Below are 16,879 nucleotides of genomic sequence, written 5' to 3'. Positions count from 1 at the left end.
TCCCAATCGTTATTATGTAATTAAAAATAAATTTGCATTTTGGTATTATTTTTAGGTTTTATGAAGAGGCAGCTTAATTTTCACCCTGGTGCCCTCACCGATATTGCTGACAATTTCTACCCCATAGTCCTCACCGTACAGCAGGCTGATTCTATCGTGCACATTGCGAATGCCGATACCGGAGAAGAAATGGCTCGTGCTGATTGCGCTATGATCGGGATTCTCGTGATCATAACCTTCCATGCCGACGCCATTATCAACAACCTCGCAAACGAGCGTTTCATCTTCGCGTGAGAAGAGCACGTAAATATGGCCATCCTTCCGCTCCTGAAAAGCATGGAAAAAAGCATTCTCGATAAAGGGCTGGATGATGAGCTTTGGAATATGGTAACCGTAGCAATCATCCGCTATGAAATAATTGACAGCAATCTGGTCACCGTATCGCACGTGATTGATAAATACGTAGTTTTTCAAATTGACCAGCTCCTGGGCTACGCTGATCGTCTCGCTAATGTTGCCTACCGTATTTTGCAGCAGCGAGATTAACGAATTGATCGTAGCAGCAGCTTTTTCCTTGTTGCCCTGCTGCACCAATATTTTGACTGACGCAAGCGTGTTGTACAGGAAATGCGGATTGATCTGCATCTGCAAAGCTGATAATTCAGCGTTGCGTTGATCTTTTTGCGTTTGGATGAGCTTGCGCACATATTCGTTCAGCTCATCAAGCATGTAATTATAGGATTTGCCCAGCTCCTTGATTTCATAGCTGCCCGTCACGGTAATGTAATTATCGAAGTTATTCTCAGCGATTTTCGGCATTTGCCTAGCGAGCAGCGTTAAGGATTTCGTCAACCGTCTCGAAATAATAAAAACTATAATAAGTGCAACGAGAACGATGCCAACACAAATAAGCGCGACGGTCTTGAAATCGACCATCTCGCTGAGCACCTCTTTTTTATTGATTAAATTAACCAAATAAAAATCATAGACCGGCAAATATTCAGATAACACCAGGCTGCTTTCCCCAAGCACGTTTACGTCCTTGTAGGTTAACCCTTGCTGTTCCATTTCTTGCGCGTACGCAAGCAGTTCCTTATTTTCTTTGCCGATAAGCTCTTGGCGGTTGCTGGATACCACAATGCCCGACTGATCTAGAATGGCTACATCGTTGCCTCCGCTTGTAAAGCTTGCATAAAAGCGTTTAAAGTCGCTTTCTTTTATCGCAAAATATAAAATGCCGTATTGATTGCCGCTCGTTCGCTCCATAAGCGCTCTGGAGGCAACGATAACCGGGTCTTTGTCCAACGATCCGCTAATGTTTTCGATATCCAGCTGATACAGCAATCGTTTTGGCTTAACAAGCGTATTTACCGTCAACATGCTGTTTCTCAGCTTATCCAGCGAATTTGGCCAATAAGTGCTATCAGTCGAATGGCTTTTCCGATTGACGCCGGTTATGGTCATCGTAACGGGATATGCCGCAACGTTGGATTGAATCCTCTCCATTTGCTGATTAGCTTGATAGTAGCTTTTTAAAGAAGCAGTCGAATTCAAATCCGGATTCGTGAGGAACCCTTTAATTGTCCCATTCTGGAGCACATTGTTCGAAGCCGTTACAACGGAATAGTTAAAGGATTCGAAATTGGCTTTTATTTGGCTGATGATTTTTGAATTCGTTATGCTGAAGGTGTTCATGAACAGCTTCTCTGACATTTGAATCGTCACCAGTGAGGTTAACAACGCGACCGTGACGATGCTGACCAGCGTAACCATAAACATTTTGATAAACAGACCGTGATACTTGAACTTATTCAAAAAAGCTCTCATCGCCTAATCCCTCTTCTTAGCTGCGTATTGTTTTCTGTAATGGCTGGGTGAAAGTCCCGTTACCTTCTTGAACACTTTCGTGAAATAACTATGATCGGAGTAACCGACAAGGCCGCTAATCTCCGAGATGGAAGCCGTGACATCCTCTAGCAGCTCCGCCGCCTTCTCTACTCTAATCTTGTTCAAATATTCGCTAAAGCCCTCTTTATTATGCGAGGTGAAATAGCTCGATAAATAAGACGGATTGAAATGAAAATGCTTGGCCAGCTCGGTAAGGCTTAACGGTTCTGCATAATTCTCGCGAATAAAGAGCAGAAGCTGTGTCATATTCGAATTGCTGCCCGTGACACTCCGTTTTTCGATCACGTCATTCGCCTCTGCAATAAACGCATGCAGGAGCGCAATGGCATTGCTCGAATGCCCGGCTTCTCCGATCTGTTTGAAATATGAATATTTCGCTTCCTCCAGCTTCTTCATATCGGAGTCGAGGCGGCTGAGCAGGATGGTAATATTAAAAATAACGTTGCCGACGAAGGATTTGAATTCAAAAACATCCGTTTTGTAGTTTGCTGCCAAACGATTCACATGCTCAAGCAGTTCGCCAAAAGCCGTGTCGAATTGCCTTCGGTTCATCAGCTCGGTGAATTGATTCATATTAAAAGGCTGTATATCATTTCTGATGGGCGGCAGCTCATCGAATATGATTAAATGCTGTGAGAGAGGCAGGAAAAACTGGTAATGGTTTATTCTAATAAATTGCTCTTTATAGTTCGCGCCAAGCTCCTTTAAGTGCAGAAATGGCTCGCTAATCGTCCACACCCGTGCGGGGTAATGCGCAGCAGAATACTCCGCCATCCGTTTTCCTACGCTAGCTAACCCATCCTTCTCAGCATGGTTCAAATTGACAAGAAGCACGAGCATTTCCGGGTCAGCAGGCAGCTTCGCATGCACCGCTTGAGGCAAATATTCATTGAGCCCGGCTAATAAGCGCTCCAGCCACTGCAGCTCCTCCCCCCTCTCGCTACCCTTTGAAGCCGCTTGCTTCAAGTCAGCTCCGATTAATTGAAAGCTGTCATGCGGGAACGATTGACCTATCCGATTTTCGTCAAGCTCAATCTCATACCCGGACATCAGCTTATCCAGCATCCACGGAATCGTCTGGCCGCCTTCGACTTCTCCTTCTTCAAGCTTCAAAGACGGAATTTTACGCGCCGTTCGCTTCACGATATCCAACAGCTGGAAGGCTTCTAGCTTTGGCTTTAGAATATAATCGGCAACGCCGCTTTGAAACGTCGATCTCACGTAATCGAATTCCCCGAAGCTGCTCAATATGATAACCTCGATTTGCGGAAATCTTGATTTGATCGCACGGGTCAGCTCCTCGCCGCCCATCACGGGCATGACAATATCCGTAATGACAATATGGGGCTCCTCGCGTTCAATCAGCTCAAGCGCCTCTTTTCCGTTGGAAGCCTCGCCTATAATTTGAAAGCCTTCTTGCTCCCAATTCAATAGATGCTTAATGCCTTGTCTCACCAATAATTCGTCGTCTACAATTAACACGCGACATGCTAGCGCCATCGTTAAACCTCCGCAAATATAAATAGATTCCCATGCCAATAAGGCGATTTATTCGTAATAGCTTCTGATGACGATATCTTGGTCATAATTGCCAAAGCCTTTCCCGTATAGCGTAAGTCCGCCTCTGCCTTGCGAGGTATCGTCGGCGCTTATTCGAAAGGTCCAATTCGACCCGTCCCAAGGCAGCTCCATAATCGTTTTATCGGATATTTGCATGCCGTCAATGAAGCTCCCCTGTTTGTTTATGCGAAGCACCTTCATTAAACCATATTGATTCACATCGCTATGCCACCAGGCTGGCGAGAACCGTCCTTTCATTTTGCCAAAATCACCGGGACTTGTCCAAGTGCCGAGCGAAACCCCATTGATGATGAATTGAATATCCGATGGCCAATTGTCATTAATATAAGGCGCTTCCGAGCCTATTTCGAGTGAAATTTCAATTTCCTGCACGGCTTGGTCCTTAAATAAATAATTAGGAACTTTATATTCAACAAAACCTCGGGTGAACCATAGTATGCCTGCATGGACACGCTCAGGGTCAAGAAAGTAGGCGGGGTTGTCATAATGCCCAATCATTTTTTCGGTTGTGGCAAGCCCGCATGTGGGTGCCGCTTCGATATTCGTATAATGCCCTACCGGCAAGGATATTTCGGAAAATTTCCTTTCGATTGGCACCGTGCGGGACAGCTTGATTTGTAGAAACTCTGTTGAAAGGGAACAGTACTTGTAAGTACCTCCATTAATCCTGCGCATGCGATAGCTGACAAGGCCAGCCTTCTGCAGCTTGCTTACATGCGTGCTTACGATCGCGCTGCTTAAATAGAGCTCTGTTGCAAGCTCCTTAATATGCATCTCTTTCGTATGCAAGCGATCGATGATTTGCAACCTTACCTCGCTTGCCAGCGCTTCATACACCTCGAGTGAGGCTGCATCCGTGGATAAATACATGATTCACCTGCTTTAGAATTAGTTATTTAGTTAATCCTATGATTCTGGGACCTACGCATATTGATTGTATTTACTCATTATGATAAACATTAAATATAATATCAACAAGTTTGAATTCGTTTATTAATTAATTCAAAATAGGAGGTTATTCATATGACTATCAAATCAACCATGCTTATCGACAAAAACTTTACGGTGTCCGAGGTGGATCCTAGGCTTTACGGCTCGTTTATTGAACATCTGGGCAGAGCCGTATATGGCGGCATCTATGAGCCGGGTCACCCCACTGCGGATGGCAACGGCTTTCGACTGGATGCGCTCGAAGCCATTCGTGCGTTGAACGTTCCGATCATTCGCTATCCTGGAGGAAACTTCGTATCCGGCTATAACTGGGAGGATGGCGTTGGACCAAAGTCGGAGCGCAAGCGTCTGCTTGAGCTTGCTTGGTGGACAACCGAAACGAACGAAGTCGGCACTAACGAGTTCGCCGATTGGGCCAAGCTGGCCGGAACTGAGGTCATGATGGCTGTCAATCTAGGTACGCGCGGTATTGATGCGGCTCGTAACCTCGTAGAATATTGCAATCATCCTTCAGGCTCCTACTACAGCGATCTGCGGATCTCGCACGGCTATAAAGATCCGCACAAATTCAAAACCTGGTGTCTAGGCAATGAAATGGACGGCCCTTGGCAAATCGGTGCGAAGACGGCTGTCGAATATGGCAGGCTCGCGAATGAAACGGCCAAAGCGATGCGCTGGGTAGATCCATCCATTGAGCTAGTCGCATGCGGCAGCTCATCCAGCGGAATGAGCACCTTTGCAGATTGGGAAGCAACCGTTCTCGACCTTACCTATGACCAAGTCGATTTTTTATCGCTGCATACTTACTATAATAATAACGAAGGCGATAGCGCTAATTTCCTGGCAAAATCAATGGATATGGATCAATTCATATACGATGTGACGGCGATTTGCGATTACGTCAAGGCCAAAAAACGGAGCAAGAAGAAGCTTATGCTGTCGCTTGACGAGTGGAATGTATGGAAATCGATCGGAACAAGCCGTGCGGAAGAGCTGTGGCAGGTTGCTCCTCCTGAATTCGAGGATGTCTATACGCTTGAAGACGCGCTTGCGGTAGGCTGCTTTGCCATTACTTTATTGAAGCACGCTGACCGCGTCAAAATGGCCTGCCTTGCGCAATTGATAAATGTAATTGCCCCAATCATGACTGAAAATGGCGGGCCGGTATGGCTGCAGACGACGTATTATCCTTACATGCATGCTTCCGTTCACGGCAGAGGCACAGTGCTTCAGCCAATCATCTCTTCACCGAAATACGATGCCAAGGATTTCACGGACGTGCCTTATCTGGAGGCGATCAGCGTCCATAACGAAGAGAAGAACGAAGTGACGATCTTTGCGGTCAACCGTCATTTGACAGAAGGACTTGCCCTTGACGTCGACTTGCGCAGCTTCGGTGAAGTCAGCATCATCGAGCATATCGTTCTCGAGCATGATGATTTGAAAGCAAGCAATACGAAAGCGGCTCCTGCCACTGTCGTTCCCCATAACAATGGGAATGCCAAAGCTGATCAAGGCAATGTTACGGCGGTGCTGGGCAAATCATCTTGGAATGTTATCCGCCTGCAGGTGAATGCATCCCGTTAGAATACTAGTAATACTACAAATAGAAGGGGATGTTCCATAAGTCAGTCTTTTGACCATGGAATATCCCCTTTATTATTTAGGTTAAACAGCAAACTGCAATTTTAAATATTCTTCCGGTCGCCATTGCTCAGGGATTCCTTTGAATCAACGTGGAAAGGTTGGAATCCCCTCACAAAAACGACCGCTGACGTCATTTGGCATTGGAATATCCCCTTTATTATTTAGGTTAAACAGCAAACTGCAATTTTAAATATTCTTCCGATCGACATTGCTCAGGGATTCCTTCGAATCAACGAGTAAAGGTTGGAATCCCCTCACAAAAATGACCGCTGACGTCATTTGACCATGGAATATCCCCTTTATTTTTTAGGTAAACAGCAAACTGCACATTTAAATATTCTTCCGATCGCCATTGCTCGGGGATTCCTTTGAATCAACGAGTAAAGGTTGGAATCCCCTCACAAAAACGACCGCTAACGCTTCTCCAGAATCATTTAAATGCTCCGTTAACCTTTAACCTGTTCATTACTTACTCAAACAAAGAAACCTGGCCTTATTAGCATGGAAGTGTGTTCAACCATCAACAAAGGATAAGCTGATTAAATATAGACCTTTTCCACATATTCCTGCCTCGAGGCTTACACAAAATTAGCCTTGAGGTCGGGTAGCTTTCGCTTGCTTACCATTTGCTGAAGAAAGCAGCAAGATACCAAGTCAAAAAAAACGGCGCAGGGATTGCCCTCTGCACCGTTTTTTCATGGGGTTTTCTTCTTATTTTTAATCGTACAAGCTGTTTCGTCAGCGAGCGAATCCCTTTTGAGTCTGGCCCTTAACGGTTTCTGCTCTCTGTGCTCTCTGTGCTCTCTGTGCTCTCTGTACTCTTTCTGTTCTTTCAGCTCTTTCGGCTTATTCTTGTTTATTTTCTTTTTCTGCTCTCTCTGCCTTTTCATTTCTTACAATAATTACTATTATCGTATCTTATCATGCCATTACTATGTCTGCTAAAGCTTAACAACGCTAATCCACAGTAGATCGACTGATTGCCCTTCTGCACGCAGCAATAATCGTTGCGCGCCTTCCGTTTGGACAGCTGCTTGCATCTGAATAACCTGCCAATCCCCAGCGCCAAGCTGCGGAGACCCTATGAAGTTACCGTTTAGTGTAATCGATAGCCTTGCGCTATGATCGCCCCGAGCATTAATCTCCAAACGGAATAACGCAGGAGAAACCAGCTTCGCTTCAGGCACCGACCATTCGTATTCGACCCAATCGGAAGCAGCTAGCCTTACGTAGAGCAGCTCATCCGGCTGCCATGGTTCACCCTTCATATGCTGGAAATTCGGCTCGGATCTTCCGCTGTCTACGAAGCGGATATCAGTCCCGTCCATACGACGGAAGCCCGTCTTGCTCTCCACACGTTTGTTCATCCCGAAGCTTACTCCCTCGCCTTTATAGCCATAGAATATAGCTGGAATGCTGACTGGCGCTCTACGGAACAATGCATGAACCACCTCTGAATGATAAGTACAGCGCTCGATAGGCAAATGATCCAAATACGACCACAAAATCCGTTCAGCCGTTTGCGCATCCAGCTTGCTTCCCTGCATATAGTCGATAATCAACTGCCAATCATCCGGCAGATTCACCGAGCATGGCGAATTGGTACAATCCAGCTTCTTCCACGTCCAAAAATTCCAAGAGATATCATGGTCCTCGTATAAGCGGAATGCACCGGCAAACCAATCGCGGTTGTTCTCGCCGCCTTCACCCATATAGATAGGCACGTCAAGCTCTTTTTGCTTGTCCAAATAGGGCTGTATGCTCTCCGTATCCGGGTTGTTCCAATACTTATGAAACTGGAGCATAAGGTTAGAATCAAACCGATCTTCGAATATCGACCAATCTGTCGCCCAGTGCGCGCCTTCCAGAATGATCATGTGCCGCTTATCGACCTCGCGAATAGCCTGAACGATATCTCGGTAAAGCGGCATGATCCGATCGTTATACTCCGCGAACCAATTCGGAAGCGGCTCATTTAACAGATCATAGCCCGCCACAATCCATTCATCCTTATATCGCTCGGCGAGCAGCCTCCACAATTGAATCGTCATTTGCCTATTCTGCTCATTCAAAAATAGTTCAGGCAGGTCATTCGCCGAATCATCAATATTCGTCCCCGTTTGTCCGCCAGGTGCCCCATGCAGATCCAGTACTGCATACAACGAATGCTTTCGGCACCAACCGATAGCACGGTCAAGCAGCTCCAAACGGCCTGGCTTCAGCTGGAGCTCTTCGCCCTCCTCGATCAAAAATCTCGCATTGATCGGGATTCGAACGGAATTAAACCCCTCCGCGGCTATTTGTGCCATATCTGCTTCCGAAATATAGCGGTCGTAATAAAGCTCCCAGAATTCATCCGCTTTCCGGCTGCCTATCAGCTCTTCGATTACCCGCTCGATGCGTCTCGGACGGTCACCTTCATCTGGAAACCGCCACATATACCCCTCTGGCAGCAGCCAGCTCCCTAATCCCACGCCGCGCAGCAATATTTCCATCCCGTCCCCGTTGACGATTTTGGGGCCGGACGCTCTTAGAAATCCGCTCACTTCTTGCTGCTTCTTCAACTTAAGTCCACCCTTTCTGCGTTAGCCTTTTATCGCACCCTCCGCAATGCCGCTCAATATATACTTCTGGAGCACCAAATAGACAGCCATAATCGGCAGCATCGTTAGAACCAAAGAAGCTAAGATCGCTGACCAATCATTATTGTATTCGCCGAACAGCATATTCGTAGAAATCAGCAAGGTATAACCTTCCGATTTCGTTAGCATCAGCAGCGGTAGGAGGAAGTCATTCCACATCCACAGCGCATTCAGAATCGCAACCGTCGCCGTGATTGGCAGCAGCAACGGGAAAATAATCATGGCATACAGCCTCAGCTCTCCGCAGCCGTCCATGACAGCCGCTTCATCCAGATCCCTGGGAATCGATTTGACGAAGCCATGGTACAGGAAAATCGCAAGCGCAACGCCAAGTCCGATGTAGATGAAGCCGAGTCCATAGGTCGTGCCTTGCACCTTAAGCTCCTTGGCGATCTTCACAAGCGTAATGAGGATCGAGTGAAACGGAATCAAGGATGATAATACAAACAGACTGAATAGAAAGCGGCTGAGCTTGCCAGGCGTTCGCGACATTTTGTAACCAGCCATGGAGGCGAATACGATAATGCCGGTAACGCCGGTCAGCGTCACGACAAGCGTATTAACGAAGCTGCGCAAGAAATCAATCTTCTCGTAAGCATCCGCATAGTTGGCGAATGTGACGGATGACGGCCATGCAAGCACCTGATTCAGCATTTCGCCATCCGATTTCAATGAATTCAAGGCGGCCATATAAATCGGGAATAACGTAATGACGGACGCTGCCAGGAGGAAGAGCAGGATAAAAGCATGGCCTGCGCTGCTTCCCCTCGTTGAACGGATCAACCTGCGCTGAGCCTTCATGCCTCCACCTCCCGCTTCTTCATGACCCACAGCTGAATGATGGTCAGAATCAATACAATGACGAACAATATGATCGCTTTGGCGCTCGCATATCCATATCTCTGGTTGAAGCGAAAGGCTTCATCGACAATATTGAGGGCAATTACCTGAGTAGATCTGCCCGGGCCGCCGCCTGTAAGCGCAAATACGGCGTCGAACACTTTAAACGAGGAGCTCAATGTCAGAAAAATACCAATCGTAATAGCCGGATAGATCATGGGCAGCGTTACATAGCGGAAGGCTTGCAAGCTGCTCGCCCCGTCAATGGCAGCTGCCTCGCGTATCGAAGCAGGAACGCCTTGGAGCGCGGCTATATAAATAACCATCTGATAGCCGACGCCGCCCCATAGCGATAAAATAATAATCGCATAGAAGGAGTACGCGGGGTCGCCGATCCATGATTGATCCAGCAGCTGTATTCCCGTTCGTTCAGCAAGTATCGGAAGCACCTTCGTGAATATAAACACCCACATAAAACCGCCAATAATGAGGCTTAGCATGTTAGGCATGAAAAAAATAGTCCGGAACAGCACCTTGCTCCGCTTTCTTGATTCGATAAATACCGCAAGCGTTAAAGCGATTGCGTTCTGTAGGATTACCATAAAGATCACGTACTTGAACGTGAAACCTACTGACTTAATGAAGCTCGGATCATTCGTCAGCGCTTCGGCATAATTGGCGAATCCCACCATCTCGTAGCTGGGATTCAATCCGTTCCAATTCGTCAAGCTGTACCACACGCCGCCGAAAGCCGGAGCAATCGTGAATACCGCATAGAATAGCAGAGCCGGCAGCACGAAAGCCAGAAGAATGACCGTTTGTTTGTTTTTCCTGACTGTACTCATCCTCGCCACTCCAATCGGTCCTCGGCTTTCATTACTGCGCGCTTTTGATCGCGGTAGCCCATGCTTTGTCCATGCTGCTAATAAACTGCTCCTTATTCACTTCTTTGGCAAAATAGCTTTGCAGAAGCTTCGCTTGCTCGTCCGTTACTCCGTTAGGCAGCTTCAAATCTTGATAGGCTTTGCCTTTGGCTACGTATTCCGACGCTTCGTTAACCCAAGGGAATACCTCATATTGATGCACGCTCGATACCGGATTGAATTTCAATTCCTGGAACAATGCGGACGAATCTTTTGCATCATAGAAATAGTTCAGCAGATCAAGCGCGACTTCTTTGTTTTTGCTCGTTTTGGATACGGCCAGTGTAGTAGAGGTGGATAAATTGATCATCGTTCCCGCAGCATTATTGCTGACTGGCAGCGGAGCAACGCCAAATTCCATATCGGGATTGACCTTCAGTATCGTTTCTGCGTTCCAGGGCCCCTGCACCCACATCGCTGCTTTTCCGTTCGCGAACTCGGTTGATCCTGCCTCGTTGCCAACCTCAAATGGCTTTGCCGTCCCGTTCTCCATAATAAGGTCAATAATGTTGAAAATATCCGAAACGTCCGCATAAGACGCTTCGCCTTTGTTCATCTTCTCGATCCAGTCCTGATGTTCTGACGACACGAGTCCGCCTAAGGATAATGCCGTCATCAGCTGCGGTACCCAAGACTCTTGAAAAGCGAGCAGGAAAGGCTTCTTATCGGCTTCGTTTAGCTTCTTCACGACTTCCTTCATCTCATCAAGTGTTTGCGGAGGCGTCAAACCAAGCTCGCTAAATATTTCTTTGTTGTACAGATAGCCCCATGACAAGCTCTCAAGCGGAAGCGCAATGATGCGACCCTCGTTCATGACAGTGTTCTTTACCGTTTCATACAAAGTCTCGGTAGCTGGCTGTCCGGTTAAATCCTCTAAATATCCCGCTTTGTCATACGTGTTCAGATCATTGGCATGAATGTCGAATATATCGGGCGCATCGTTCGAAGCCAACCTTGCCTGCAGCACTTGCTTGGCCTGATCGGGATTCGGCATCTCTAAATCAATGGTGACGTCTATATTTTTCTCCGCCAGCTCCTTCGCCTTAAATTGCTCGAAATACTTCTCGAATTGGTCCTTGAATCTCGGAGAACCGATCTGAACCTTCAATTCAACCTTCTGTGCCGCTTTTCCGCCGTTGCCGACGTCCGTTTCCTCCGAACCGCATGCTGAAAGCGACATTGCGACAATGGCGGCCGCCAATCCTACAACCAGCTTTTTCTTCATTCTCAAATCCCCCTAATTGATTCGGTTAAGTGCTTCTTCAGTATAGGCAGGCGTGAGGCTGGAAGCATTACAGCCGATTAGCAGCTTTTATTGCATAATATTGATAGCGCTTTATTCGAGCTTGCTGTTCCTCGCCTCGCCCGGCGTAATGCCGAAATGCTTCTTGAAGACACGGTGGAAATACGGCAGATCCGTATATCCGCTAAGCAGCGCCGCTTCTTTAATCGAGACATGCGGCAGCAGCAGGAGATTCCTTGCATGATCCATCCGTTTGCCAATGATATATTCGGTAATCGTTTCATCTCGTGCAGCTTTAAAGGATCTGCTTAGATGTTCTTTGCTGAAATAAAATTGCTGGGCAACGCTTTCAAGCGAGATCGGGTCCAAAAAATGTTTGTCCAAATACGCTTTCACCTCTCCAATAAGGAGATTTCCTCTTTTTTTCAAGGTCGCTTCGATTCGTTCAATGGCGGCGCTGTACCCGGATCCGATGGCTTCTATCCAATCGCTGAAGTTCGCACGCAGCTGAATAGAATCAGGGCTTAGCATCTGTTCACCCAAGCTGTATTCCCCTAAAAACTGCTCCAGCAAAATTGCATAGTCTTCATAAAGCCGCTCAAGCTGCTTGTGATTAAGCCCCACGGGAAATGTTTCTGCTAATAATTGTTCTAATTTCCCGAGGTTCTGCAGGACTGCCGGCTTGTTCAGCTCAAACAGCGCAGCAAGGGTCCGCTGTTTCAGCGAAAGATAACGATCCGACTGCGCCTTGCTCGGAAACGGCAATGGAACGGTACGTTCCTTCACACCCTCGGCAGTTACTGCTTCCAGTTCTGCAGCGCATTTGCGCAGCGCGGCAATCAGCTCATCCGGATCGACAGGCTTGAGCAAATATTCGACAGCCCGTGAGCGAATCGCTTGCTTCATATAAGCGAAATCATCATAGCCGCTCATCACGATAATTTTCACCTGCGGGAATTGCTCATTCATTTGCTGCAGCAGCTCCACTCCGTCAACACCAGGCATTCTCATATCCGTTACCACGATGTGCGGAGCAAGCTCCCCGATAGACCGCAGCCCCGATTTGCCATCCTCAGCCTCGCCAACAACCGTCATATTCAAAACGTCCCATTGGCCAAGAGCCTTTATTACCTCCCGCGACCAAGGCTCGTCATCAATAATAAGCACTTTATGCATGAGCATGTTCCCTCCTTTGCACGGGCAGCTTAATCGCAATGATCGTTCCTTCGTGAAGGCGGCTGAACATACGCAAGCTTGCGCCTTCGCCATAATGCAGCTTCAGTCTTGCGTTGACATTCATCAGACCGATGCCCTTGTGGCTCCTCGGTTTTCCTTTGACATCCTCCCGAACATCCTCTCTCATGGCGATGCTTTCGCCGAGCCTTTCCCTAAGCCATGCTAGACGCGCTTTATCCATGCCTACTCCGTTATCCTTAATCATAATCACGCAAGCATCCAGCCTTACTCTCACGCGGATTTGTATATCCCATTTTCCTTCTTTAGGCTGAAGCCCATGCTCAAACGCGTTTTCCACTATGGGCTGTAGAGTAAACCTCGGCAGCTGTATGCCTCCCCCTATACCTTCATATTCCATGCTGACGGAGCATCGCCCTATGAAGCGCTGCTCCTGAATGAACAAATAATTGCGTATATGCTTCAGCTCATCATCCAGTGGGGCAGCATCATTCCCGGAGCTTATGGCATAACGGAGCAAGTCGCCAATCACATTCGTCAGCCTGTATATTTCGGGCGCTCCTTTGACAAGTGCCATACCGCCGATCAGATTCAGCGTATTGTTCAAGAAATGGGGATTAATCTGGGCTTGAAGCGCCATTAGCTGCGCATTCTTCACTTCGATCTCTTTGCGGTATTCATTATCAATAAGCTCCTTCATCCGCTGCATCATGGAATTGTAGCCTCGTTCAAGCAGCCCGATTTCATCGATGCTTTGTACAGAAGTTAGCTCGAACTGCTGGATATGCGCCATTCGCATCGTTCTAGCCAAACGGATGATCGGCCTGGTGATTCGCAACGAAACCGTGACCGACAATATGATGGAAGCCAGCGCGAACAGCAATCCCGTAACGATGCCCGCCCGAACCGTATTGTTAGCGCTCTCAGTAATTGCCGTGATTGGCAGCGCTTTGATCAAAGCAAGCTCTCCGTCGTCCACACGCTTGATAAAGAGATAGTGGCTATCCGTCTTTTGGATCTCCAATTCCTTATTAAGCTTTCCTTCCAAGCCAATAAGCTCAGCAAAGGATGGCATGCCCTGCAGCGGAGCTGTGCCACTGAGCAGTTCCCCTTCGTCATTGACCAGGAATACCGAGCTGTTCGTTTCTGATTGCAGAATGGCCCCGACACTCTTCCATACCTCCTCATTGATCCGGACTGAAAGCCCCCCAAGCAATTGGCGATCAGAGAAACGGTTCATGCTGTGGAAAACATAGATTCCATTACCTGATTCCTTGAAGTACATATTGATCGGCTCGTTCAGCATCCTGCTCCAGCTGCCGGTCCGAATATCGAGTGAAAAGCTAAGGCCGCTGCTCTCATTATTAACGGAATACACTTTCTGGCTCTCGTGCAAGTAAATTGCCAGCTCGTCGATTTTTTTGGAATTGGCGTAATAAGCCTTGATTAGCGTGTCTTGCATGTATTTCTGCGTGCGGAACTGCTCGGAACCGGTTTGGCCGTCCCATATACGCACGCCATCGAGCAGCGGCTGATTGATTTGCAGGGAATAAAATAATACGTCGATTTGCCGAATCACCTCATCCAAATATTGATCCGCAGACAGCATTCGCGAGCGGTTAGCCTCAATCATTTCTTTCTCCACCGAGCTTCGGGTATTGTTCATGGCGATCCACGTGACCGTCAATACCGGCAGCGTCGTCAAGCATATCATCAGCACCATAAGCCTATAACGTATGCTGGCCCGCTTCATTTTCCAATCCCCCTTGCTGCAAGCTGTACGCATGTCTTGCCACTATAAGTGTACCAAATCAACGCCTGCTTTCATTGTCTTTTATTAGCGATCGGCATTGTACTTTATTGATGTACGCCATTGTTCCCCCCTCATTGCCCTCACTCGTCATATGTCTCGCAAGGCTCTAGCACAAGCATTATATAAGGAAGTTTCATATTGTATAGAAGACTACTAGAAGAGGAGCTGAACAACATGTCTTGCCAACCCTTTTGCCCTACAGTACGGGTGTACGATCCTCCTGTCACCGTCGTTAATGACGTTTTCCACCCGCAAATCGTAGAGGTCGTCCATCAAATCAACGTCGTAACACGCCATCATTGCGTACCTTGCGAGAAACACCTTTATCAGTACTGCTATCAGGATGAAGTCGCTTCCGAACAGGACAGCAACAACTCTAACCGTTCCCATAAACGTCATAAAAGCGGTAAATCTTATATTTCCAAAGCTAAAAAGAAAAAAATGAAATAACGGATTTTTGAACGTTCAAATAGAGAGGTTGCCTTTTCGAGGGTGCCTCTCTTTTATTTGCCGCTTTTGCCTATTCCTATCCGTTCTTACCCCTGCAAAAAGCAAAAAAAAAAGACCTATTCGGTCTCTTTCTTTGAAACTGCCTATGAAAATTAATCAATAAAACGATTCCTTCCGGTATTCCGTAAAATGAAATAAGCCCGTTCGATGATTGGAATCTCTAACCTTCTCGATAATTTCGCACAAGCTAACCATCGAGTCAGCATCTCTCGTCGACGAGGCGATCTGATATAGGGTGTTGAAGCTGCCCAAAGCATTTTCTTTGTTTACTGCCCCCGTTTTCAGATTCATTAATACGCGCTCAATCTCGCTGTTAATGAACCACACAATTCTTTTTCTAAGATTTGAATTAATCATGAGCAACCCTCCGCTGTCAATGAAATAGTACCTGTTTAGTATAGCCCTGCCCATGCCAAAACGTTGTCGAAGCGCGAAGTCGAAACACACTTATTTACCAACAAAAAGCCCGTTCCTTCACGCATATTGCGGAATGGAACAGGCTGCTTCAATCATATATTCTGAGTCGATAGTTTCAATTCGGCAGTAGGTGATGAGGACATCTGTCGGATCATTCGCATTTCATCATTTTTTTCGACAAAACGGCTGCTAAAATTAAATCCGATAGCTGACGAAGGCTATGTGTCGGCTGTCTGGCGACCAGGAGTTAACATTAATGGTTCCTTGGCCTCCAAAAAGCTTCACCAACGTTCTCTCTTCGCCGCCGCTGACCGGCATGATTCGGATTTCAACCTCTTTGTTAGCGGGATGGTCATTCGGTGCGACATCCCCTTTCCGATAGGTCAAAAACGCGACAGAAAGTCCGTCAGGCGAAACATGCGGGAACCAATTGTTGCTCTCATCGAAAGTCATTTGCGTCTGATCGCTGCCGTCCGCGTTCATCCGCCAAACCTGCATGAAGCCGGTTCTTGTGGAATTGAACCATATATGGCGGCCATCAGGTGAATATTCTGGTCCGTCATCGAGACCGAGCGTATCCGTTAACCGTGTCTCTGTCCCTCCGGCTGCGGGAATCGTATAAATATTATAATCGCCGCTGCGTTCCGCGCAATAAGACAGCGTCATTCCATCTGGCGACCAGCCATGCAGATAGCTAGGCGCAAGTGCCGTTACCAATTCAGGATGACCGCCTTCAATCGGAATGATATAAATGCGTGAACGCCCGTCCTCCTGCGTATGATGGCTAATCGCCAGTCTCGATCCATCCGGAGATAGTACATGATCATTATTGCACTGGACGGCATAGCCCGACTCGATGCGGGTACTCTCCAGCGTCTCAAGCTCAAACCGATACAGCTGTCCTTTGCTGTTGTATATCAAATACTTATGGTCTGGCGTCCAATTCGGCGCTTCGATCAAAAAATCGAACTCCGCCAGCGTTTTACGCTCGCCTGTTTGCGTATCTACGATTTCCAATACGCTGTACAAGGGTTGCTTTTCCTCTGAATGGCCTGCCGTTTCTTGTTTATTCATTCCAGCATCTTCCTTTCCGCCAAGATTATACGATTCATGCTCTCTGCTTTTTTTGTGTTGGTTATAACGCATAATGGCTACCGGAAGATTGCCAAGTCCCATTAACATCGTACCGAATATAAGTGACATATTTATT

At 47.2% G+C, this 16,879-nt stretch carries 13 protein-coding genes; 1 reads left to right on the top strand and 12 read right to left on the bottom strand.

Annotated elements, in window-relative coordinates:
* Nucleotides 1-51: 51 nt before the first annotated feature.
* The 3 genes from AC0YN3_RS00165 to AC0YN3_RS00155 are packed head-to-tail and all read right to left on the bottom strand — an operon-like array spanning nucleotide 52 to nucleotide 4,359.
* A complete protein-coding gene (locus AC0YN3_RS00165) occupies nucleotides 52-1,827 on the bottom strand; it encodes a sensor histidine kinase (protein ID WP_475773162.1) in 1,776 nt (591 codons plus the stop codon).
* A 3-nt stretch (nucleotides 1,828-1,830) separates the two neighbouring features.
* Nucleotides 1,831-3,408, bottom strand: a complete 1,578-nt coding sequence (locus AC0YN3_RS00160; protein WP_475773161.1) for a response regulator transcription factor — start codon at nucleotides 3,406-3,408, stop codon at nucleotides 1,831-1,833.
* Nucleotides 3,409-3,456: 48 nt separating this feature from the next.
* Nucleotides 3,457-4,359: an ArsR/SmtB family transcription factor gene (locus tag AC0YN3_RS00155; RefSeq protein ID WP_475773160.1), complete on the bottom strand. Its 903-nt coding sequence runs from the start codon at nucleotides 4,357-4,359 to the stop codon at nucleotides 3,457-3,459.
* A 153-nt stretch (nucleotides 4,360-4,512) separates the two neighbouring features.
* Here AC0YN3_RS00155 and arfA point away from each other — a divergent pair, with 153 nt between their 5' ends.
* Entirely contained in the window at nucleotides 4,513-6,027 is a 1,515-nt protein-coding gene (gene arfA, locus AC0YN3_RS00150; RefSeq protein ID WP_475773159.1) for an arabinosylfuranosidase ArfA, read from the top strand.
* Nucleotides 6,028-7,028: 1,001 nt separating this feature from the next.
* Here the strand turns inward: arfA and AC0YN3_RS00145 are convergent.
* The 9 genes from AC0YN3_RS00145 to AC0YN3_RS00105 all read right to left on the bottom strand — a co-directional run bounded on the left by AC0YN3_RS00145 (nucleotide 7,029) and on the right by AC0YN3_RS00105 (nucleotide 16,872).
* On the bottom strand, nucleotides 7,029-8,651 hold the full coding sequence (locus AC0YN3_RS00145) for a glycoside hydrolase family 5 protein (protein ID WP_475773158.1): 1,623 nt from the start codon (nucleotides 8,649-8,651) through the stop codon (nucleotides 7,029-7,031).
* 21 nt (nucleotides 8,652-8,672) lie between these two features.
* Nucleotides 8,673-9,530 (bottom strand): carbohydrate ABC transporter permease, encoded by an 858-nt coding sequence (locus tag AC0YN3_RS00140; protein ID WP_475773157.1) that lies wholly within the window; start codon nucleotides 9,528-9,530, stop codon nucleotides 8,673-8,675.
* A complete protein-coding gene (locus AC0YN3_RS00135) occupies nucleotides 9,527-10,414 on the bottom strand; it encodes a carbohydrate ABC transporter permease (RefSeq protein WP_475773156.1) in 888 nt (295 codons plus the stop codon). The genes AC0YN3_RS00140 and AC0YN3_RS00135 overlap by 4 nt, the downstream gene beginning before the upstream one ends.
* A 31-nt stretch (nucleotides 10,415-10,445) precedes the next feature.
* Complete coding sequence (locus AC0YN3_RS00130) at nucleotides 10,446-11,717, bottom strand: ABC transporter substrate-binding protein (RefSeq protein WP_475773155.1); 1,272 nt, start codon at nucleotides 11,715-11,717, stop codon at nucleotides 10,446-10,448.
* 111 nt (nucleotides 11,718-11,828) lie between these two features.
* Nucleotides 11,829-12,911 carry a response regulator gene (locus AC0YN3_RS00125; RefSeq protein ID WP_475773154.1) on the bottom strand — a complete coding sequence of 361 codons (1,083 nt, stop codon included), beginning with the start codon at nucleotides 12,909-12,911 and terminating at the stop codon, nucleotides 11,829-11,831.
* The gene (locus tag AC0YN3_RS00120) at nucleotides 12,904-14,682 is read right to left on the bottom strand and encodes a sensor histidine kinase (protein WP_475773153.1); all 1,779 of its coding nucleotides are present in this window, start codon (nucleotides 14,680-14,682) and stop codon (nucleotides 12,904-12,906) included. The genes AC0YN3_RS00125 and AC0YN3_RS00120 overlap by 8 nt, the downstream gene beginning before the upstream one ends.
* A 213-nt stretch (nucleotides 14,683-14,895) precedes the next feature.
* Entirely contained in the window at nucleotides 14,896-15,141 is a 246-nt protein-coding gene (locus AC0YN3_RS00115; protein WP_475773152.1) for a hypothetical protein, read from the bottom strand.
* A gap of 207 nt (nucleotides 15,142-15,348) precedes the next feature.
* Entirely contained in the window at nucleotides 15,349-15,609 is a 261-nt protein-coding gene (locus AC0YN3_RS00110; protein ID WP_475773151.1) for a hypothetical protein, read from the bottom strand.
* A gap of 255 nt (nucleotides 15,610-15,864) precedes the next feature.
* Nucleotides 15,865-16,872 (bottom strand): TolB family protein, encoded by a 1,008-nt coding sequence (locus AC0YN3_RS00105; protein ID WP_475773150.1) that lies wholly within the window; start codon nucleotides 16,870-16,872, stop codon nucleotides 15,865-15,867.
* Nucleotides 16,873-16,879: the final 7 nt, after the last annotated feature.

It is taken from the genome of Paenibacillus sp. J22R232 (genome assembly GCF_056269165.1).
The sequence above is the reverse complement of the archived record's forward strand: the minus strand, read 5'-3'. Positions and strand labels throughout refer to the sequence as shown.